This is a genomic window from Chitinimonas koreensis (assembly GCF_014353015.1).
Taxonomy (GTDB): Bacteria; Pseudomonadota; Gammaproteobacteria; order Burkholderiales; family Chitinimonadaceae; genus Chitinimonas; species Chitinimonas koreensis.
On the sequence record NZ_CP060704.1, the window covers coordinates 2,915,626 to 2,936,266 of the forward strand.

General features: G+C 69.9%; 19 protein-coding genes and 2 pseudogenes. 12 read left to right on the forward strand and 9 right to left on the reverse strand.

What is annotated here, in order from left to right; all coding sequences use genetic code 11:
• Positions 1-192: 192 nt before the first annotated feature.
• Positions 193-660, forward strand: a complete 468-nt coding sequence (locus tag H9L41_RS12155; protein ID WP_028447060.1) for a Dps family protein — start codon at positions 193-195, stop codon at positions 658-660.
• Between the two features lie 49 nt (positions 661-709).
• Here the strand turns inward: H9L41_RS12155 and H9L41_RS12160 are convergent, their stop codons facing one another.
• The 5 genes from H9L41_RS12160 to pcaC form a co-directional block, all read right to left on the reverse strand.
• Positions 710-1,585 (reverse strand): DMT family transporter, encoded by an 876-nt coding sequence (locus tag H9L41_RS12160; protein ID WP_028447059.1) that lies wholly within the window; start codon positions 1,583-1,585, stop codon positions 710-712.
• A 169-nt stretch (positions 1,586-1,754) separates the two neighbouring features.
• The gene (locus H9L41_RS12165; RefSeq protein ID WP_028447058.1) at positions 1,755-2,042 is read right to left on the reverse strand and encodes an HU family DNA-binding protein; all 288 of its coding nucleotides are present in this window, start codon (positions 2,040-2,042) and stop codon (positions 1,755-1,757) included.
• Positions 2,043-2,190: 148 nt separating this feature from the next.
• On the reverse strand, positions 2,191-3,072 hold the full coding sequence (locus H9L41_RS12170; RefSeq protein WP_051319208.1) for a methylated-DNA--[protein]-cysteine S-methyltransferase: 882 nt from the start codon (positions 3,070-3,072) through the stop codon (positions 2,191-2,193).
• 62 nt (positions 3,073-3,134) lie between these two features.
• Positions 3,135-3,734 (reverse strand): adenylate/guanylate cyclase domain-containing protein, encoded by a 600-nt coding sequence (locus tag H9L41_RS12175; protein WP_028447056.1) that lies wholly within the window; start codon positions 3,732-3,734, stop codon positions 3,135-3,137.
• Positions 3,731-4,150 carry a 4-carboxymuconolactone decarboxylase gene (gene pcaC / locus H9L41_RS12180; RefSeq protein WP_051319207.1) on the reverse strand — a complete coding sequence of 140 codons (420 nt, stop codon included), beginning with the start codon at positions 4,148-4,150 and terminating at the stop codon, positions 3,731-3,733. The genes H9L41_RS12175 and pcaC overlap by 4 nt, the downstream gene beginning before the upstream one ends.
• 72 nt (positions 4,151-4,222) lie before the next feature.
• Here pcaC and H9L41_RS12185 point away from each other — a divergent pair, with 72 nt between their 5' ends.
• From H9L41_RS12185 to H9L41_RS12195, 3 genes are all read left to right on the forward strand, one after another.
• Positions 4,223-5,461: a mechanosensitive ion channel family protein gene (locus H9L41_RS12185; RefSeq protein ID WP_051319206.1), complete on the forward strand. Its 1,239-nt coding sequence runs from the start codon at positions 4,223-4,225 to the stop codon at positions 5,459-5,461.
• 75 nt (positions 5,462-5,536) lie between these two features.
• On the forward strand, positions 5,537-5,929 hold the full coding sequence (locus H9L41_RS12190) for a hypothetical protein (RefSeq protein WP_034607443.1): 393 nt from the start codon (positions 5,537-5,539) through the stop codon (positions 5,927-5,929).
• A 116-nt stretch (positions 5,930-6,045) separates the two neighbouring features.
• A complete protein-coding gene (locus tag H9L41_RS12195) occupies positions 6,046-6,828 on the forward strand; it encodes an alpha/beta fold hydrolase (protein ID WP_084300467.1) in 783 nt (260 codons plus the stop codon).
• A 391-nt stretch (positions 6,829-7,219) separates the two neighbouring features.
• Here the strand turns inward: H9L41_RS12195 and H9L41_RS12200 are convergent, their stop codons facing one another.
• Positions 7,220-7,690, reverse strand: a complete 471-nt coding sequence (locus H9L41_RS12200) for an Lrp/AsnC ligand binding domain-containing protein (RefSeq protein ID WP_028447055.1) — start codon at positions 7,688-7,690, stop codon at positions 7,220-7,222.
• Positions 7,691-7,847: 157 nt separating this feature from the next.
• On the opposite strand from H9L41_RS12200, the gene H9L41_RS12205 reads away from it, so the two are divergent.
• Complete coding sequence (locus H9L41_RS12205; RefSeq protein ID WP_028447054.1) at positions 7,848-9,152, forward strand: D-amino acid dehydrogenase; 1,305 nt, start codon at positions 7,848-7,850, stop codon at positions 9,150-9,152.
• A gap of 257 nt (positions 9,153-9,409) precedes the next feature.
• Positions 9,410-10,477 (forward strand): alanine racemase, encoded by a 1,068-nt coding sequence (gene alr / locus H9L41_RS12210; protein WP_028447053.1) that lies wholly within the window; start codon positions 9,410-9,412, stop codon positions 10,475-10,477.
• Between the two features lie 232 nt (positions 10,478-10,709).
• Here alr and H9L41_RS12215 read toward each other — a convergent pair whose 3' ends face one another.
• A complete protein-coding gene (locus H9L41_RS12215) occupies positions 10,710-12,446 on the reverse strand; it encodes a cation:proton antiporter (protein WP_028447052.1) in 1,737 nt (578 codons plus the stop codon).
• A gap of 232 nt (positions 12,447-12,678) precedes the next feature.
• Positions 12,679-13,239 (reverse strand): TetR/AcrR family transcriptional regulator, encoded by a 561-nt coding sequence (locus H9L41_RS12220; RefSeq protein WP_308419500.1) that lies wholly within the window; start codon positions 13,237-13,239, stop codon positions 12,679-12,681.
• Between the two features lie 140 nt (positions 13,240-13,379).
• Here H9L41_RS12220 and H9L41_RS12225 point away from each other — a divergent pair, with 140 nt between their 5' ends.
• Both H9L41_RS12225 and H9L41_RS12230 read left to right on the forward strand, forming a co-directional pair.
• Entirely contained in the window at positions 13,380-13,838 is a 459-nt protein-coding gene (locus H9L41_RS12225; RefSeq protein ID WP_051319205.1) for a DUF2000 domain-containing protein, read from the forward strand.
• A gap of 15 nt (positions 13,839-13,853) precedes the next feature.
• Complete coding sequence (locus H9L41_RS12230; RefSeq protein ID WP_028447049.1) at positions 13,854-14,447, forward strand: LysE family translocator; 594 nt, start codon at positions 13,854-13,856, stop codon at positions 14,445-14,447.
• Positions 14,448-14,453: 6 nt separating this feature from the next.
• Here H9L41_RS12230 and H9L41_RS12235 read toward each other — a convergent pair whose 3' ends face one another.
• Positions 14,454-15,362 (reverse strand): LysR substrate-binding domain-containing protein, encoded by a 909-nt coding sequence (locus tag H9L41_RS12235; RefSeq protein ID WP_028447048.1) that lies wholly within the window; start codon positions 15,360-15,362, stop codon positions 14,454-14,456.
• A gap of 128 nt (positions 15,363-15,490) precedes the next feature.
• Between H9L41_RS12235 and H9L41_RS12240 the strand changes: the two genes are divergently transcribed.
• The 4 genes and pseudogenes from H9L41_RS12240 to kdpB all read left to right on the forward strand — a co-directional run bounded on the left by H9L41_RS12240 (position 15,491) and on the right by kdpB (position 20,577).
• Entirely contained in the window at positions 15,491-16,105 is a 615-nt protein-coding gene (locus H9L41_RS12240) for an FMN-dependent NADH-azoreductase (protein ID WP_028447047.1), read from the forward strand.
• Between the two features lie 431 nt (positions 16,106-16,536).
• Positions 16,537-16,641 carry a K(+)-transporting ATPase subunit F gene (gene kdpF, locus H9L41_RS12245; RefSeq protein WP_084300466.1) on the forward strand — a complete coding sequence of 35 codons (105 nt, stop codon included), beginning with the start codon at positions 16,537-16,539 and terminating at the stop codon, positions 16,639-16,641.
• Positions 16,638-18,438: pseudogene (gene kdpA / locus H9L41_RS12250) on the forward strand (potassium-transporting ATPase subunit KdpA). The gene kdpF and the pseudogene kdpA overlap by 4 nt, the downstream one beginning before the upstream one ends.
• A 19-nt stretch (positions 18,439-18,457) precedes the next feature.
• Positions 18,458-20,577: pseudogene (gene kdpB, locus H9L41_RS12255) on the forward strand (potassium-transporting ATPase subunit KdpB).
• The last annotated feature ends 64 nt before the right edge of the window (positions 20,578-20,641 follow it).

Genomic DNA, 20,641 nt, shown 5'->3' on the forward strand with positions numbered 1-20,641 from the left:
CGCGGCCGAAGGCCGCTAGTTTCCGCCAAGCGCGGCCCGGCACCAAGCGGTAGATGTACCGCCAGGCCCGCATTGTGGCGCAAGCGGCGCGATCATGCGTACGGACTATCGCCATCGCAGGAACATTCAATTTCCCTCGCGGTCGTTCCGCTTGCACGATGAAGACCTCAACCCACGCAAGGAGGATTGCTCATGGACATCCATCTCGGCATCGACGAAACGAAGCGCCAGGCCATCGCCGAAGGCCTGTCGCGGCTGCTGGCCGACACCTACACGCTCTACCTGCAGACCCACAACTTCCACTGGAACGTCACCGGCCCGATGTTCAACACGCTGCACCTGATGTTCGAGCAGCAGTACACCGAGCTGGCGCTGGCGGTCGACCTGGTGGCCGAGCGCATCCGTGCGCTCGGCTTCCCGGCGCCGGGCACCTATGCCGCGTTCGACCGGCTGTCGACGGTGAAGGAGGTCGACGGCGTGCCGCCGGCCAAGGAGATGATCGCGATCCTGCTCAAGGGCCAGGAAGCGGTGGTGCGCACCGCGCGCGGCCTGCTGCCGCTGGTCGGCGAAGTCGGCGACGAAGCGAGCGCCGACCTCCTGACCCAGCGCTTGCAAGTCCACGAGAAGACCGCCTGGATGCTGCGCTCGCTGCTCGAATAGTGCAGACAGCAACAGTGGGCAATGCAGCGCACGGCCCGGCCGCGCGGCGCTAGCCTTCGCGCCGCGGCGGCCACAGGCCGATGGCCAGCGCCGTGCCGGCCAGGATCACCGCGCCGCCGGCGATCATCGCCGGCGTCAGCGCCTCGGCCAGGAACAGCCCGCCCCAGGCGATGGCGAACAGCGGGATCAGGAAGGTGACGGCGACCGCCTTGCTCGGCCCGACATGGGCGATCAGGCGGAAGTAGAGGAAATAGGCCAGTGCGGTGCAAGCCGCCGCCAGTGCGATCGCGGCCTGCCAGGCCTGGGCCGGCGGCGATTGCGGCGGCCATAGCCAGGCCGCCAGCGGCAGCAGCATCAGCGCCGCGGCGCCCTGGCTGCCGGTCGCCACCACCAGCGGCGCGACGCCGGCGAGCTTCTGCTTGGTGTAGTTGGCGGCGATGCCGTAGGACAGCGTGGCCGCCAGCGCCGCGACGATGGCGAAGCCGTCGCCGCCCGGCTTGAAGCTCACCTTGCCCCAGACCAGCACCACCACGCCGACGAAGCCGATGGCGAGACCGGCCACCCGTGTGGCCGGCAAGGGCGAGCGCAGCCACAGGTAGGCGACCAGCGCGCTCCACAGCGGAGTGGTCGCATTGAGCACGGCGGTGAAACCGGCCGACAGCGACAGCGTGGCCCAGGCGAACAGGCAGAACGGCAGCGCCGAATTGAGCAGGCCGACCACCGCCAGCGGCAACGCGTGGCGCCGGATCGCGCCGGCCTCGCGGCGCCACAGCAGCACCGGCAACAGGCACAAGGTGGCGAGCGCGACGCGGACGAAGATCAGCGCGACCGGGCCGAAGGCCGGCGCGGCGACGCGCATGAACAGGAAGGATGCGCCCCACAGGGCGGCGAGCAGGATGAGTTCGGCGAGGTCGCTGGGTTTCATGGCCGACCTGCCTTCATCGTCTCGAGCGTAGATGCGCCGCTGCGGCCGGGCGGCGCCTTCTTCCCGGCGCGCCCCGGATCAGATCCCTCGCACCGGGCCGGCCCCGTCCCGCCGCGTCGCGGCGGCATCAATAAAAACGGCGCCCGCAGCGCCGTTTCCATCGCAGGTCTCAGGCCACCGAGTCCTTCAGTGCCTTCACGGCGGTGAACGCGGGCACGCGCTTGGCCGGGATCTTGATCTCTTCGCCGGTCTTGGGATTGCGGCCGACCTTGGCAGCCTTGTCCTTGACCTTCAGCTTGCCGATGCCGGGCAGCGTCACTTCCTCGCCGGCCTTCAGCTGTTCTTGCACCACGCCGGTCAGGGCGACCAGCACGCGCGTCACATCGGCCTTGGTGACCGACTGGCCATCTTGGGCGGCCTGGGCGGCAACGGCTTCGATGAGTTGGGCTTGATTCATGTTTTGTTTTCCTCGGCAGGATGGATGAATTTCGTACACGACCGGCGACCGTGTCTGCGCTGGCTGCGCAAGCGCGCAATATTGCCAGTTTGCGCGCGCCGGTCAAACCGGAATTGCACCGAAAGGCCCGATTCTGCGTGATTTTCATTCAATTGACCGCCTCCGACGGACGGTGGCGGCCGAGTTCCAGCCCGAGCAGCGCCTGCTTGCGCACTTCGCCCCAGCGGTAGCCGCCGAGGCCGCCATCATGCCGGATCACCCGGTGGCAGGGAATCAGCAGGCCGATCGGATTGGCGCCGACCGCGCTGCCGACCGCGCGCGCGGCACCGGGCTGGCCGACGCGTGCCGCCAGCTCGCCATAGGTGGTCAGCCGGCCTTCGGGCAGCGCCAGCAGCGCCTCCCAGACCTTGAGCTGGAACCGGGTTCCCTTGACGAACAAGTGCACCGGCTCGGGCCGGCTGTAGCCGGCGAACAGGCGCTGCGCCAGCTTCGCCGCGGCGGCGTCGTCGCGCTCGAGCGCGGCGGCCGGCCAGTCGTGCCGAAGCTCGGCCAGCCGGATCGACTCATCGCCGTCGACGAAGGCCAGCTTGCACAGGCCGCGCGCGGTCTCGGCCAGCAGCGCCTTGCCCAGCGGGGTAGCCGCCACGCCCCAGACGATGGCCAGTCCGGCGCCGCCGCTGCGCACCTCGCCGGGGCTGGCCGCCTCGCAGCTGACCAGCAGATCGTGCAGCCGGCCGGGGCCGGACAGGCCGGCCTCGAGGCTGGCGCCGAGCACGTCGTCGCCGGCCCGCAGCGCGGCGCGCGCGCGCTCCTTGGCCAGGTGCTGCAGGAAGCGCTTGGGGCTGACGCCGGCCCAGCGCGCGAACAGCTTCTGCAGGTGGAATTCGGACAGGCCGACATGCCCGGCCAGTTCGGCCAGCGAGGGCTGCCGTTCGGCGTGGCTGCGCAGCCAGCCGAGCGCAGCAGCCACGGTGTCGTAGGCGCGGGCGCGTTCGTCGAGGTCTTCGGAGGAGGGGATGGCGGTTTCCATGAAGCCGATCTTAGTCAGCGCGGCCGGGGACGCACACCCGATTCTTGCGCCGCCGGCACGGCTCAGGCGGAGCCGTCGGCCTCGCGGTAGCGGTAGGCCGGCCGGCGGCCGAACAGCTCGCCGTGCGGCTCGAACCGATGCTGCGGCAGCGCATCGCGGAACGGGCCGGTGGCCAGGATCTCGCCGCCGTGGGCGATCTCTTCGCCGAGCTTGGACGCGGCATTGAGCTCGGCGCCCCACAGCTCGCCGTCGTCGATGCACAGCATGGTGCCGTAGCCCAGGCCGATGCAGACCTCGATGCGCGTCTCCGGCTGCCGCGTCGGATTGACGGCCACGGTGGCCGCCACCATGGCGCGCGCGCAGGCCAGCGCGTCGGCCGGCTCGGCGAACACCAGCAGCAGCGAATCGCCCTCGCGCTTGACGCAGCGGCCGCCATGCTGGGCGGCCAGCGGCAGGAACAGCGCCTCGGCTTCGTCGATCAGCTGCAGGAAGTGGACGATGCCGAAGGCCTCGACCGCGCGCGAGAAGCCGACCAGGTCGGTGAACATCACCGCCAGCGTGCGGCCGAAGCGCGCGGTGATGGCGGCGTCGATCGCCGCCAGGTCGGCGCCGTCGGCGCGCCGCCGGGCCAGCAGCGCGGCCAGTTCCGCGGCGTCGCTCATCGAGGCGGCTCGTCATTGGTCGCGGAAGCCGCCGCGGCATCGGCCGCCCCGGCCGCGGCGATCACCTCGCGCGCGGCGCGGAACGCATCGACGCACATCGGCACGCCGGCATAGACCGCCGAATGCATCAGCACCTCGCGGATCTCGTCGACGCTGGCGCCGTTGTTGAGCGCGCCGCGCACGTGGCCCTTGAGCTCCTGGGCGCGGCCCAGCGCCGCCAGCATGGCCAGCGTGATCAGGCTGCGGGTCTTGCGGTCCAGCCCGTCGCGGTTCCATACCGTGCCCCAGGCCTGCTCGGTGATGAAGTGCTGCAGCGGACGGGTGAAATCGTCGGCCTCGGCGAAGGCCTTGTCGACGAAGGCGTCGCCCATCACCTCGCGGCGCACCTTGAGGCCGCGTTCGAATTGTTCGCTCATTTCGTCTCCCTATTCCGTTTCGTGTTTTCCGCTTCCCATAATAGCGGCCTCGCGCCACCGCCTCGAACGCCCATGCCCCGCTACCCGCTGCTGTCCGCCCTGCTCCCGCTCCCCGCCCTGGCCGCCGGACCGGCCGTCCTGCCCGATACGCTGCTGCATGCGCTGGGCTACGCCGCGATCACCATCGCGCTGGCGCTGGCGGCAACCTGGCTGCTGGCGCGGCTGTCGCGCCGGCTGCTCGCCGCCGTGGTGCGGCCGCTGCGGCGGCCGGCGCGCCGGCTCGAGCAGCGCAGCCACCACCTGGTGCGCGCCCGCGCGCTGCTGCAGCTGCTCACCGGCCTGTTGCGGCTGGGCCGGCTGCTGCTGCTGGCGCTGATCGTCTACGTGACGATCGAGCGCTGCTTCAGCTATTTCCCGGCCACCCAGGCGCTGTCGGGCAAGCTGGCCGGCTGGCTGCTCGATCCGCTCAAGAACGGCGCGCTGCTGTTCGCGCGGGCGCTGCCGGACCTGCTGTTCCTCGCCGTGCTGGCCATCTGCACCCGCTACCTGCTGCGCGCCACGCGCTACCTGTTCCGCGAGATCGAGCGCGGCAAGCTGCGCATCGACGGCTTCTATCCAGACTGGGCCGGGCCGACGCAGAAGATCGCCAGCTTCCTCTTGATCGTGTTCGCGCTGATGGTGGCCTATCCCTACATCCCCGGCTCGGGCTCGGATGCGTTCAAGGGCGTGTCGCTGTTCATCGGCGTGCTGTTCTCGCTCGGCTCGACCGGCGCGGTGTCGAACATCGTGGCCGGCGTGATCCTGACCTATATGCGTGCCTACCGTGCCGGCGACCTGGTGCGCATCGGCGAGGTGCAGGGTGTAGTGATCAGCCATTCGCTGCTGGTGACCAAGCTGCACACCATCCGCAATCAGGAGATCACCATCCCAAACTCGGTGGTGCTGCAGGGCCACGTCACCAACCTGTCGTCCAGCGGCGCCCGCCGCGGCGCGCTGGTCAGCACCGCGGTCACCATCGGCTACGACACGCCGTGGCGCCAGGTGCATGCGCTGCTGCTGGAGGCGGCCGGCGCGACCGCGGAGGTGATGGCCTCGCCGCAACCGTTCGTGCTGCAGACCGAGCTGCAGGATTTCTACGTGCGCTACGAGCTGAACGCCTATACCGACCGGCCCGAGCGGCTGCCCTTCGTGCTGTCGGCGCTCAACGCCAATGTGCAGGACACCTTCAACCGCCACGGCGTGCAGATCATGTCGCCGCACTACTACGACCGCGCCCGTGCGCCGGTGCTGTCGCCGCCGCCGCACGACTGACCCGGCGGCGACGGCGGCCAGGCACTATAGATAAGCGACCGGCCCGCCAGCGGCCGGCACGACTAGGAGGATGCGATGTTTCCCTGGCTCTGGCTGTACACGCCGCAATTCCACTTCCCGTTCAGCGGCGGGGTGTCGCAGGACATCCGGCCGACCACCGACTGGTTCTTCGGCGCCATTCCACCGCAGGCCGGCGACGGCGATACCGAGCAGCGCGTGTTCGAGCGCGTCTCCTACGGCCGCCAGCTCAATGCGCTGCACGACGCGGTGGTCGCGCTGGCGGCGGCCACGCCGCCGCAGGACGAGGCCGGCCGCGCGGCCATGGCCCGGCTCGCCGCGGTACAGGCCGAGATCGCCGCCGCCAAGCGCGCGCAGCAGGACGACGAGGTCCAGGCGGCGCGCAAGGCGCTGGCGGCGCTCGATCCGGCGGCCCTGGCCGCGCTGCTGCGCGAATTCCAGCCGGGCTGATCGCTTCCGCGGCGGACGCCGGAACGGAACCGCGGCCGGCGCGGTCACTCAAGCATGCCCACCCGCGGCACGGCTGCCTTCCGCGGCCGGCCGCCCCCAACATGGAAAGGGATCGCATGCCTGCCACCGACAAGCTCCAGCTGTTTCTGCTGCCCGGCCTGCTCAACGACGCCCGGCTGTGGCAGCACCAGGTCGAAGGCCTGGCCGACCTCGCCGACGTGACGGTCGGCGACCTCACCGCCACCGACACCATTCCGCTGCTGGCCGCCGCCGCGCTGGCCCAGGCGCCGGCCGGCCACTACGCGCTGGCCGGGCTGTCGATGGGCGGCTACGTGGCGCTCGAGATGATGCGCCAGGCGCCCAACCGCATCCTCGGCCTGGCCCTGCTCGATACCAGCGCCAAGCCCGACACGGCCGAGGCCAGCGCCAACCGGCGCAAGCTGATCGAGCAGTCCGGGCACGACTTCGGCGGCGTGATCGCCTCGCTGCTGCCCAAGATGTTCACGCCGGAGGGCGCCGAGCCCGGCAGCGAGAACGCCCAGCTGTTCACCGAGATGGCGCACAAGGTCGGCCGCGACGGTTTCGTGCGCCAGCAGCAGGCGATCATGGGCCGGCCCGACAGCCGCGAGGACCTGCCGCGCATCGCCTGCCCGACCCTGGTGCTGTGCGGCCGGCAGGACACGCTGACGCCGCCCGAGCTGCATGCCGAGATGGCGTCGATGATCCCCGACGCGACGCTGGAGATGGTCGACGGCGCCGGCCACCTGTCGCCGCTCGAGCAGCCGGACGCGGTCACCACCGCCTTGCGCGCCTGGCTGCGGCGGCTGCAACCGGCGATCTATCCGCTCGATGGGGTGCAGGGGGTGCATGGCGATTCGCCGGCGCGGGATTTGCCATGACGGCTTAGCAGCGGTACAGAAGCCGAGACTGTCCTCAACGTGGCATGGCTGCGGTGTCTGGCCATCGCTCAACCAGCGATGCATCCTGCTACGGAGAGCCCCAACCCCGTCAGAGCCGCCGAGCACCGCTGGGCTCCGCGGGGGCAGTCGGCGAGCACTGTCTGAGGCCCGAAGGGCCGAGTTGCGCAGCCGCCCGCGGAGACCGAGGAGCGCAGGGAACCCCCGCGCAGCGGGGGCGGCTCTGTCGGGTCGCCTTTTCTTTGGTTACTTTCTTTTGGCGAAGCAAAAGAAAGTAACCCGGCCGCGGGACGGGCCCCGCCCCAATCCGCACGCAGTGCGGAATCCGCGGCGAAGCCGCTTAAAAGCGGATGGCCTTATAACGACGAACCCATCAAGCCGCCGCCACCGGCAACACCAAAGTCTCCTTCACCTCCTCCATCACCACATAGCTGCGCGATTCCACCGCCCCCGGCAGGTTGAGCAGGATGTCGCCCAGCAGCGTGCGGTACTGCGACATGTCGGAGATGCGCGCCTTCACCAGGTAGTCGAAATCGCCCGATACCAGGTGGCACTCGACGATATTGGGCAGCTTCATCACCTCGCGGCGGAACTGGTCGAAGATCTCGGCCGACTTGGCCGCCAGCCGCAGTTCGACGAACACCAGCTGGGCGCAGGCCACCGCGCGCGGATTGACGCGCGCGTAGTAGCCCTCGATCACGCCGTCGCGCTCGAGCCGCTTGACCCGCTCCGAGGTCGGCGTGGTCGACAGGCCGATCCGCTCGGCCAGCTCGGTCAGCGCCATGCGGCCATCCTGCTGCAAAAGGGTCAGGATCTTGCGGTCGGTACGGTCCAATTCGCGCATGTCGGCCAAGCCTCAGGTATGAACAGGAGAATTTCTCGCCATGATAGCAATGGACAGGAATAAATCGCGTAATAGCCGCGTAACTTGGCAGCACTTTTTGCAAAGCTATCCATAAACTGCGCGAAATTCCTGAACCTGTTCTCGAGGCAGAAAACCCATGCAAGTGATCGTGCTCGGCGGTGGCGTGATTGGCGTATCGACGGCGTATTACCTGGCGCGCGCAGGCGCCGACGTGACGGTGCTGGAGCGCCAGGACGGCGTCGCGCTGGAAACCAGCTTCGCCAACGCCGGCCAGATCTCGCCCGGCTACTCGACGCCGTGGGCCGCGCCCGGCATCCCGCTGAAGGCGATGAAGTGGCTGTTCCAGCGCCACGCCCCGCTGGCGATCCGGCCGGACGGCAGCCTGTTCCAGTGGCAGTGGATGGCGCAGATGCTGGCCAACTGCAACGACCGCGCCTACGCGATCAACAAGGAACGCATGATGCGGCTGTCCGAATACAGCCGCGACTGCCTGCGCGCGCTGCGGCAGGAAACCGGCATCGGCTACGAGGAACGCACCGGCGGCACGCTGCAATTGTTCCGCAGCCAGCAGCAGCTCGACGGCGCCGCCCGCGACATCCCGGTGCTCGAAGCCTGCGGCGTGCCGTTCGAACTGCTCGACGAAGCCGGCTGCGCCCGCGCCGAACCGGCGCTGGCCAAGGTGCCGGGCCGGGTGGTCGGCGGCCTGCGCCTGCCCAACGACGAGACCGGCGACTGCCAGCGCTTCACCACCGAGCTGGCGCGCCGCGCCCAGGCGATCGGCGTCAAGTTCCGCTTCGGCTGCGAGATCGACCAGCTGCTGGTCGAGCGCGGCCGCATCGCCGGCGTCGCGCTCAAGGGCGGCGAGCGGCTGCAGGCCGACCAGTACGTGGTGGCGATGGGCAGCTTCAGCCGCCAGCTGGTGCGCGGTCTCGGCCTCAACCTGCCGGTCTACCCGACCAAGGGCTACTCGCTGACCGTGCCGATCGTCGATCCGGCCGGCGCACCGGTCTCCACCGTGCTGGACGAGACCTACAAGATCGCCATCACCCGCTTCGACGACCGCATCCGCGTCGGCGGCATGGCCGAGCTCGGCGGCTACGACCTGAGCCTCAACCCGCGCCGCCGCGAGACGCTGGAGATGGTGGTCGGCGACCTGTTCCCCAGCGGCGGCGACATCGCGGCCGCCAGCTTCTGGACCGGCCTGCGCCCGATGACGCCGGACGGCACGCCGATCGTCGGCCGCACGCCCTACGCCAACCTGTCGCTCAACACCGGCCACGGCACGCTGGGCTGGACCATGGCCTGCGGCTCGGGCAAGTTGCTGGCCGACATCGTCACCGGCCAGCGGCCCGAGATCAGCACCGACGGCCTGGCCATCGACCGCTACGGCCGCCGCGCGATCGACGCCCGGCTCGGCTCGCTGAACCCGGCCGCCGCCTGATCCGCTCTTTCGCGGCCCCGAAGTATCGGGCGGCGCCGTGCCGGCTGCCCGATAATCGGATCGAATCGAATTGAATCGAACGGGAAGGCGTTCCGCCGCTGCCTGTAGGTCGCGCGCCTGAGTCGGCCACGGCCGGCGGCGGGGCGGAACCCGCCATCCGGTCGGCCCGTCCATGGCCGGTCGGCCGCAGTGCACACCGCCTTCCCGACTCCCGAACGTCCGCGGGTCCGCCCGCCCTCTCCTGCCCAAGCCTTGCCATGAGCCGTCCGCTGACCGCCACCATCGATCTCTCCGCCCTGCGCCACAACTACGCCCTGGCGCGCCGCCTGCACGGCGGCAAGGTGCTCGCCATCCTCAAGGCCAACGGCTACGGCCACGGCGCGGTGCGCTGCGCCGAGGCGCTGGCCGGCATCGCCGACGGCTTCGGCGTGGCCGCGATCGAGGAAGCGATCCAGTTGCGCGAGGCCGGCGTCCAGGGACCGATCCTGCTGCTCGAAGGCTGGTTCGAGCCGGCCGAGCTGGCGCTGATCGAGCGCTACGAGCTGTGGACCGCGCTGCACAGCCTCGAACAGATCGACGACATCGAAGCGGCCGAACTGACCCGCCCGTTGACGGTGTGGGTCAAGATCGACAGCGGCATGCACCGGCTGGGCCTCGCGCCGGCCGACTTCCGCCAGGCCCATGCGCGCCTGCTCGCCAGCGGCAAGGTCGGCCGCATCGTCGCCATGACCCATTTCTCCCGCGCCGACGAGCTCGATTGCGCGACCACGCCGCAGCAGCACGCCTGCTTCGTCGAGACGCTGGCCGACCTGCCGGTCGAGACCAGCCTGTGCAATTCGGGCGGCATCCTCGGCTGGCCGGCGCTGCACGGCGACTGGGGCCGCGCCGGCGTGATGCTGTACGGCGGCACCGCGGCCGACCGGCTGCTGCCCGACTGGCCGCGGCCGGTGATGAATTTCGACAGCCGCATCATCGCGGTGCGCGAGCTGGCGGCCGGCGAGCCGATCGGCTACGGCGGCGGCTTCGTCACCGAGCGGCCGACCCGGGTCGGCGTGGTGGCCTGCGGCTATGCCGACGGTTACCCGCGCGTGGCGCCGGCCGGCACGCCGGTGCTGATCGACGGCCAGCGCGGCCGGCTGATCGGCCGGGTGTCGATGGACATGCTGACGGTGGACCTGAACGATCACCCTGCCGCCGGCGTCGGTACGCCGGTGCGGCTGTGGGGCGAAGACCTGCCGGCCTGCGAAGTCGCCGCGGCGGCGGGTACCATCGACTACGAGCTGTTCTGCAACGTGAAGCGGGCCGCCTTCGTCTACCACGACTGAAGACCGGGCGCACCGCGGGCGGAAAGGACAACGGGGCCGGCTGGATAAGCCGGCCCCGTTCCGTTTCGATCCGCCGGTGTGCGGGGGATGACGCCACCGACGCCGGAATTATCGCGGCCCGGCGCCCTTTCGGACCACCTGTCATATCCTCCAGTTGAAGGATGCCGCTCGCAGCCGCCCCCTCATGAAAAATGCCCGGCCAGGCCGGGCATCCTCCTTCTGCCCATGCCGCTCAATGGCCGTGGCCATTGCCCTCCAGCGTCTCCATCAGCGCGATCTGCAGCTTGGCGTGGATCGCCACCAGCGCCCGCCGCAGCACCAGCAGCAGGCCAACCGCTATCGCCAGCACCGCCCACAAGAGCTCCCACGGCGGCAGGATGGCCGAGCTCAGCGCGGCGATGCCGAGGCCGATGCCGATCAGCGCGGCCAGCGGGATCAGCCGCGACACCAGCCGGCGCACCCTGGGCGTGTGGCTGCCGGCCAGCCGCTCGTCGATGCCGATCTCGGCCAGCAGCATCGCCAGCGCCACCAGCTTGCGGTAGATCGCCACCAGGAAAGGCAGCGACACCAAGAGCGCGGTGCCCCACAGCATGGCCTTGTGCCAGCCGGCGATGGCGGCCAGGTGACGGCCCAGCCAGGCGCCGCCGAGGAAGATCGCCGCCACCAGCAGCATGTTCACCACCACGTGCAGCAGGATGCGGCGGATCATGCCGGCCACCGCGGCCTTGTCGCCCTCGAGCTGCAGGCTCGACAGCCAGTCGGTATAGAGCCCGGCCAGCTGCGCCAGCGGCCGCGGCACGATGCGGCCCAGGCTGCTGGCGGTGCCGTCGGCGGCCCGGATCAGGTAGGGCGTGGTCAACGTGGTCAGCGCCGACACCGCCACCGCGATCGGGTAGAGGAAGTCGCTGGTCACCTTCAGGCTGGCGCCGAGCGCGGCGATGATGAAGCTGAACTCGCCGATCTGGGCCAGCCCCATGCCGACCTTGAGCGAGGTGCGCGGACTCTGCCCCGCCGCGAAGGCGCCGAAGCCGCAGGTCAGCACCTTGCCCAGCACCACCGCCACGGTGATCAGCGCGATCGGGCCGGCGTACTGCACCAGCACCGACGGGTCGAGCATCAGGCCGATGGCGACGAAGAAGATCGCGCTGAACAGGTCGCGGATCGGCTCGATCAGGTCTTCGATGGTCTCGAGGTGCTCCGATTCGGCCATCACCGCGCCGATCATGAAGGCGCCCAGCGCCACGCTGTAGCCGAGCTTGATGGCCAAGAGGCAGAAGCCGAAGCACAGGCCCAGCACGCTGACCAGCAGCATCTCGCGGCTGCCGCTCCTGGCCACGTAGGCCAGGAGGCGCGGCACCAGCAGGAGGCCGGCCAGCAGCGCCACGGTGATGAAGATGGCGAGCTTGCCCAGCGTGACGCCGACCTCGCCGGCCTGCACCGAGCCGGTCATGGCGATGCCCGACAAGAGCGCGATCATGGCGATGGCCAGCACGTCCTCGACGATCAGCACGCCGAAGATCAGCCGGGCGAAGCCTTCCTGCTTGAGTTTCAGCTCGTCCAGCGCCTTGACGATGATGGTGGTCGACGAGATCGACAGCATGGCGCCGAGGAATAGCGAATCCATGGTCTGCCAGCCGAAGTAGCGGCCGATCTCGTAGCCGATCCACACCATCAGCACGATCTCGGCCAGCGCCGCCACCAGCGCCGCGGCGCCGACGCGCGACAGCTTCTTCAGGCTGAATTCGAGGCCGAGCGAGAACATCAGGAACACCACGCCGAGCTCGGCCAGCGTCTGGATGGTGTCCTGGTCGGTGATCAGCGCGTAGGGCGGCGTGTGCGGGCCGATGATCAGGCCGGCGATCAGGTAGCCGAGCACCACCGGCTGCCTGAGCTTGTGGAACAGCACCGTGACCACGCCGGCGACCAGCATGATGACCGCGAGATCCTGGATGAAATGGATGCCGTGCATCGCTTCTCCCTGTTGTTATGGGTATCGGATTGGATCGGGGCCCTGCCGGGCGCCCCAGAACGCAGACCGGCCCCAACCGGTGGAATTCCCCGATGCTCGTCGATTCGCCGGGAAAAGGTGCGAACGGCCGGGCAACACCGTCCGCGCAGCGCCGAGCCGCGCGCTCAGGCCGACGGCAGGGGGCGGCAGGCAGCCTCGATCATGGCGCGCGCGACCGCCGGCATCGCCGGCATCAGCCGGTGGCCCGGCGCATAGGTCTGGCTGGCGGCGTAGGCCCCTCGATCAGCAGCGCCAGGCCGTCGGCCAGCGCCTGCGGGTCGGCCGCGCCGGCCTCGGCCGCGATCGCCTCCAGCCGCGCCATCAGGTCCGCCTTGGCCTGCGCCACCCGCTGCCGCGCCGGGTGGGCCGGATCGGGGATCTCGGCCGCGACGTTGACGAAGGGGCAGCCGCGAAAGCCCGGCCGCACCGCCCGCCCGGCCAGGTCGGCGAAGAACTGCACCAGCTGCTCGCGCGGCGCGCCAGGATGGCGGGCCACCGCAGCGTCGAAATAGGCCCAGAAGGTGTCGTCGCTGCGCTCCAGGTAATGCAGCAGCAGCGCCTCCTTGGACTTGAACTGGCGGTAGACCGCCATCTTGTTGAGGCCGGCGCGCTTGACCACCGCGTCGACGCTGACCGCCCGCACGCCGTCGCGATAGAACAGCTCGTCCACTGCCGCCAGGATCTGCGCCTGCGCCTGCGGCCCTTCCGTCACCTTGCGCGGCGCCTTGGCCACCGGCTGCGCGTCGTCTTCCATCGGTTCGCCCTTTCTCGCGGCGTTTGACACGTTACTCAGCAGTAACATAGCATCCGCAGCGAAGTTACTACACAGTCACATCGAACCGAATGCCCGCCACCGGCCGCCCGCCGCGGCCATCCAACCGAGGAGAACCCGCCATGCAAACCGCAGCGAACCCGACTGCCGCAGCGCCCGCCGCGCCGGCCGGCACCGACAAGTGCGTGATCGTGATCGACCAGGATCTGCCGCTCGGCGTGATCGCCAATACCGCGGCGGTGCTGTCGCTCTCGCTGGGCAAGGCGTTGCCGGACCTGGTCGGCCACGACCTGGCCGACCAGGGCGGCCACCGCCACCGCGGCATCACCACCGCGCCGATCCCGATCCTGAAGAGCGACCGGGCGGCGCTGCAGGCGCTGCGCGAGGCGCTGAAGCCGCACGAGGACGCGCTGACCGTGGTCGACCTGATCGAGGCGACGCGCACCACCCGCAGCTACGGCGAATACGCCGACCGGCTGGCCGGCACGCCGGTGGCCGAACTGGTCTACCAGGGCATCGCCGTGCACGGCAGCAGCAAGCTGGTGAACCGCTATACCGGCAGCCTCGGCCTGCTGCGCTGAAACCGGGAGCCCGCCATGCTGCTCGCCTTCATCGTCGCCACCACCGTCATCAGCCTGGTCCCCGGCCCCTCGATGGCCATCATCGTCATGAACACCGCCCGGCGCGGCCTGCCGCAGGGCATCCGGACCATCGCCGGCGCCGTGCTGGCCGACGCCGTGCTGCTGCTGGTCGCACTGTCGGGCGTCGGCGCCCTGCTCCATGCCTCGGCCCGGGCCTTCGCCGTGCTCAAGTGGCTGGGCGTGGCCTACCTGCTCTACCTGGGCATCCAGCAGCTGCGCAGCCGGCCGGCCGCCACGGCGGCGGCGCCGGCCCGGCAGGAGGGCAGCGCCTTCCTGCAGGGGCTCGGCACCACCCTGCTCAATCCGAAGATCATCGGCTTCCTGATCGTCTACTTCCCGCAGTTCCTCGATCCGCAGCGCAGCGCCTTCGACCAGTTGCTGCTGCTGGGGCCGCTGTTCCTGCTGGTGGTCTTCCTGGTGTTCCTGCTGTGCGCGCTGGCCGCCCGCGGCATCGCCGGCCTGCTGGCGACGCCGCGCGGCCAGGCCGGGCTGCAGCGCATCTCGGGGCTGTCGCTGATCGGCTGCGGCGCCTACGCGGCGGCGACCTGAGGCCGGCTAGACGTAACGGCCCGGATCGCGGCCGAACGCTTCGGCCAGGTAGTCGACCAGCACCCGCACCGCCGGCATCAGCCCGCGCCGGTGCGGGTAGACCAGCTGCATGAAGCCGCCCGGCAACTGCCAGTCGGGCAGCAGCCGCACCAGCGTGCCGGCCGCCAGTTCCTCGCTGCAGTAGGGCTCGGGCAACATGGTGACGCCGAGGCCATGCAGCGCCGCGGCCTTGCGCAGGCCGAAATCCTCGACCGCCAGCCGCGGCTCCAGCGCGATCTCCTCGACCTGGCCGTCCGCCGCGGTGAAGCGCCAGTGCACGCGGCGGTCGGCCTCGATCGCGCCGAGCGCCGGCAACTGCGCCAGGTCGGCCGGCTGGCGGATGCGCACGCCGGCCAGCAGGCTCGGCGCCATCACCAGCGCCGCGCGCGCCGGCCGCAGCCGGCGGGTGACCAGCGACGGATCCTCGTCGCCGGGAATCCGCACCCGCAGCGCGACGTCGATGCCCTCCTCCAAGAGGTCGACCCGCCGGTTGGTCATCACCAGCTCGAGCCGCACCTGCGGATAGGCCGCCAGGAAGCCCGGCAGCATCTGGGTCAGCTCGCTCTCCACCAGCGCCACCGGGCAGGACACCCGCACCCGGCCGCGCGGCGCGGCGCTCATCTGCGCCACCGTCTCCTCGGCCGCGTCGGCCTCGAGCAGCATGGCCTGGCAATGGCGGTAGTAGCGCTCGCCGACCTCGGTCAGCACCAGCTTGCGGGTGGTGCGCTGCAATAGCCGCGCGCCGAGCCGCGCTTCCAGCACGGCCACCCGGCGCGACAGCCGCGACTTGGGGATGCCCAGCAGCCGCCCGGCCGCGGCGAAGCCGCCGGATTCGACCACCCGGGCGAAATACATCAGCTCGTTCAGATCCTGCATGACCACCTCATCGTCCCATCAATGGAACGAACTATCGCATTTTTGCCGTCTAGTTCGCCATTGGGCGGATCAATAGGATGACGTTCAAGACGACCGCCACCGTGGCGGCCCCGCACAGGAGAACGATCATGAAGCTGCTGCACCTCGATTCCAGCATCCTCGGCGACGCCTCGGCCTCGCGCCAACTGACCCGCGACGTGGTGAACGCCTGGCGCGCCGCCGACCCGGCCGTGCAGGTGAGCTACCGCGACCTGGCCGCCGATTCGCTGCCGCCGCTGTCGGGTGGCAGCCTGGCCGCCAACGGCACCCCGGCCGAGCTGCGCGACGCCGCGCAACGCCACGAGGCCGGCCTGTCGGACGCGATCATGGGCGAATTCCTGGCCGCCGACGCCGTCGTGATCGGCGCGCCGATGTACAACTTCTCGGTGCCGAGCCAGCTCAAGGCCTGGATCGACCGCATCGCGGTGGCCGGCAAGACCTTCCGCTACGGCGCCAACGGTCCCGAGGGCCTGGTCGGCGGCAAGCAGGTGGTGATCGTGTCGACCGCCGGCGGCAAGCACGCCGGCCAACCCTCGGGCCAGGCGCACGAGGACTACCTGAAGTTCGTGCTCGGCTTCCTCGGCATCACCGACATCAAAGTGATCCGCGCCGAAGGCCTGGCGATGGGCCCGGAAGCGCGCGAAGCCGCCTTCGCCGCCGCGCGCGGGCAGATCGCCGATGCGTTCGATACCGCGGCGGCCTGATCGGCGGGCCCGCTCTTCCGCCTCCCTGGACCAGACGGCGCTGACGCTGGCAAGCCCCTCTCCATGACAGGAGAGGGGTCAGGATGAGGGCGGGTTCTACGAAGTACAGTCCATCGTCCAGCCCCTGCGCTCCGCAAACGAGAGAAGTGGAGCGGCAACCGGAGGTCAGGCGCTAGTCCCCAGAGCCCCGCGATAAGCGGGGCTTTTTGTCGTCTGGCAGCGCTGACAGGTCGTCTTTACGCATTCTTTACACCCCCTCCCGCTATCTGGACACCGTCTTTACGCCCCTTCCCTAGCATCCGGCTTGTTCTCATTCCTCGCTCAAATCGGAGTGCCGTCATGGAAATGCTCATCCTGCTGTTGATCCCGGTATTCGGTGCGGCGCTGCTCGCGCTGATCACCGGTTGCCGCCGCCTCGAGGGGTCGACCAAGTGAACCTCGACCTCGAATGGATCTACTGGCTGTCCGGTGGCCTCGCCACCGGGCTGTTCGTCTACTTGTGCTATGCGCTGTTCAACGCCGAGGAGGTCGCATGAACGCTTCGCCCATCCTCCAGCTCGGCCTGTTCCTGGTCGTGCTGTTCGCGCTGGCATGGCCGCTGGGGCGCTACCTGACGGCCGTGCTCGACGGCCGGCTGTCGACCCGCTTCGCCTGGCTCGGCGCGATCGAGCGCGGCGTCTGCCGCCTGATCGGCGCCGACCCGGCCGAAGACATGCCGTGGTGGCGCTACGCGATCGCCATCGTGCTGTTCAACCTGTGCGGCGTGCTCGCCGTCTATGCGCTGCAGCGCCTGCAGGCCGGCCTGCCGCTCAATCCGGCCGGCATGGCCAACGTCGAGGCCGGCTCGGCCTTCAACACCGCGGTCTCTTTCGTCACCAACACCAACTGGCAGGGCTACGGGGCGAGGCGACCATGAGCTACCTCACCCAGATGGCGGCGCTGGCGGTGCAGAACTTCCTGTCCGCAGCCACCGGCGTGGCCGTCGCCGCAGCCCTGATCCGCAGCTTCGCGCGCCGCTCCGCCGCCGGCATCGGCAATGCCTGGCTCGACCTGGGCCGCATCACCGCCTATGTGCTGCTGCCCCTGTCCTTCCTGCTCGCGCTGTTCCTGGTCGGTCAAGGCGTGATCCAGAACTTCGACGCTTACAAGGAAGTGAAGCTGATCGAGCCGGTCGCCTACCAGGTGGCCAAGACCGGCGCCGACGGCCAGCCGGTGCTGGACGCCGCGGGCAAGCCGGTGATGGAAGACGTGAAGAGCGAAACCCAAACCCTGGCCATGGGCCCGGTCGCCTCGCAGGAAGCCATCAAGATGCTGGGCACCAACGGCGGCGGCTTCTTCAACGCCAACTCGGCTCACCCCTACGAGAACCCGACCGGCGCCAGCAACTTCGCCCAGATGCTGGCCATCTTCCTGATTCCGGCCGCGCTGTGCTTCGTGTTCGGCGCCCAGGTCGGCGACCTGCGCCAGGGCCTGGCAGTGCTGGCGGCGATGACGACGATCTTCGCCGCGCTGTACGGCGTGGTGGTCTGGTCCGAATCGCACGCCAACCCGGTGCTGACTTCGCTGGGCATGGATGCGCGGGCCGGCGACAGCCCGGCCGGCAATCTCGAGGGCAAGGAAACGCGCTTCGGCGTGGTGGCGTCCAGCCTGTTCGCCACCATCACGACGGCAGCCAGCTGCGGTGCGGTCAACACCATGCACGACAGCCTGATGCCGCTGGGCGGCGGCGCCGTGATGTGGCTGATGCAGCTCGGCGAAGTGGTGTTCGGCGGAGTCGGCTCCGGTCTCTACGGCATGCTGGTGTTCGCCATCCTGGCGGTGTTCCTGGCCGGCCTGATGATCGGCCGCACGCCGAGTACCTGGGCAAGAAGATCGAGAGCTTCGAGATGAAGATGGTGTCGCTGGCCATCCTGATCACCCCGCTGCTGGTGCTCGGCGGCACGGCGGTCGCGGTGCTGACGCCGGCCGCGCTGTCCAGCCTGTGGAACCCCGGCGCGCACGGCTTCAGCGAGACGCTGTACGCCTTCAGCTCGGCCGCCAACAACAACGGTTCGGCCTTCGCCGGGCTGTCGGCCAACACGCCGTTCTACAACATCGCGCTCGGCATCGCCGTCTGGTTCGGCCGCTTCGTTCCCATCGTCGCGGTGCTCGCCATCGCCGGCAGCCTGGCGCGCAAGCCCCGGCTGGCGGTATCGGCCGGCACCATGCCGACGCACGGCCCGCTGTTCGTGGTCCTGCTGATCGGCTCGGTGATGATCGTCGGTGCGCTGACCTACATTCCGGCCCTGGCCCTGGGTCCGGTCGTCGAACACCTGCAACTGTTCGGTCGCTGAGGAGAGGGCCATGAACGATATGAACAAACAACTGCATTCCCAAGCCGAGACGCACGCCGCGCACACCGCTGCACGGACCTTGCCGCTGTTCGACCCCGCGCTGGTCCGTCCGGCCATCGCCGAATCGTTCCGCAAGCTGTCGCCGCGCGCCCAGTTCCGCAACCCGGTGATGTTCGTGGTCTGGATCGGCAGCGCGCTCACCACCGTACTGGGCATCCATGCCCTGGGCGGCCACGGCGAGGCGCCGGCCGGCTTCATCTTCGCGGTCGCCGCCTGGCTGTGGTTCACCGTGCTGTTCGCCAACTTCGCCGAGGCGCTGGCCGAGGGCCGCGGCAAGGCCCAGGCCGCCGCGCTGCGCGGCAGCCGCAAGAACGTGGTGGCCAAGAAGCTGGCCGAACCGCGCCGCGATGCCAAGGTCACCGTGCTCGATTCCGCCAGCCTGCGCCGCGGCGATCTGGTGCTGGTCGAGGCCGGCGATACCGTGCCGGCCGACGCCGAGGTGCTCGAAGGCGTGGCCTCGGTCGACGAATCGGCCATCACCGGCGAATCGGCCCCGGTGATCCGCGAATCGGGCGGCGACTTCTCGGCCATCACCGGCGGCACCCGGGTGCTCAGCGACTGGCTGGTGGCACGCGTCAGCGCCAACCCCGGCGAGGCCTTCCTCGACCGCATGATCGCCATGGTGGAAGGCGCCAAGCGCAAGAAGACGCCGAACGAGATCGCGCTGACCATCCTCCTGGTGGCGCTGACGCTGGTGTTCCTGCTGGCTACCGTCACCCTGCTGCCGTTCTCGTTCTACAGCGTGCAGGCGGCCGGCGCCGGCAGCCCGGTGAGCATCACCGTGCTGGTGGCGCTGCTGGTCTGCCTGATCCCGACCACCATCGGCGGCCTGTTGAGCGCCATCGGCGTGGCCGGCATGAGCCGGATGATGCAGGCCAACGTGATCGCCACCAGCGGCCGCGCGGTCGAGGCGGCCGGCGACGTCGACGTGCTGCTGCTGGACAAGACCGGCACCATCACGCTCGGCAACCGCCAGGCCAGCGCCTTCCTGCCGGCGCCCAACCTGTCGGACCGCGAACTGGCCGACGCGGCCCAGCTCGCCTCGCTGGCCGACGAGACGCCGGAAGGCCGCTCCATCGTGGTGCTGGCCAAGGAGAAGTTCGGCCTGCGCGGCCGCGAGCTGCACGATGCGCATTTCCTGCCTTCAGCGCCCAGACCCGCATGTCCGGCGTCGACATCCGCGACTCGGCCGGTACGATGCGGTCCATCCGCAAGGGTGCGAGCGATGCGGTGCGCGACCATGTCGAGGCCCAGGGCGGCCACTTCCCGCCGGCCGTGCGCGAGCTGGTCGACCAGGTGGCGCGCCGCGGCGGCACGCCGCTGGTGGTGGCCGACGGCAACCAAGTGCTCGGCGTGATCGAGCTCAAGGACATCGTCAAGGGCGGCATCAAGGAACGTTTCGCCGAACTGCGCCGGATGGGCATCAAGACCGTCATGATCACCGGCGACAACCGGCTGACCGCCGCCGCCATCGCCGCCGAGGCCGGCGTCGACGACTTCCTGGCCGAGGCCCGGCCCGAGGACAAGCTCAAGCTGATCCGCGACACCCAGGCCGAGGGCAAGCTGGTGGCGATGACCGGCGACGGCACCAACGACGCGCCGGCGCTGGCCCAGGCCGACGTGGCGGTGGCGATGAACAGCGGCACCCAGGCCGCCAAGGAAGCCGGCAACATGGTCGACCTCGACAGCAATCCGACCAAGCTGATCGAGATCGTCGAGACCGGCAAGCAGATGCTGATGACGCGCGGCGCGCTGACCACCTTCTCGGTGGCCAACGACGTGGCCAAGTACTTCGCCATCATCCCGGCCGCCTTCGCCACCACCTATCCGCAGCTCAAGGTGCTCGACGTGATGGCGCTGAACAGCCCGGCCTCGGCCATCCTGTCGGCGGTGATCTTCAACGCGCTGGTCATCGTCGCGCTGATCCCGCTGGCCCTGAAGGGCGTCAAGTACCGCGCGCTCGGCGCCGGCCTGCTGCTGCGGCGCAACCTGCTGGTCTACGGACTGGGCGGGCTGATCGTCCCCTTCGTCGGCATCAAGCTGATCGATGTGGTACTGGGCCTGCTCGGGGCCGCATGAGCGCTGGGACGGCCTGCTGCAGGCAGGCCGTCCGCGCGGCCCGATCCCCTCCATCCCGATGTGC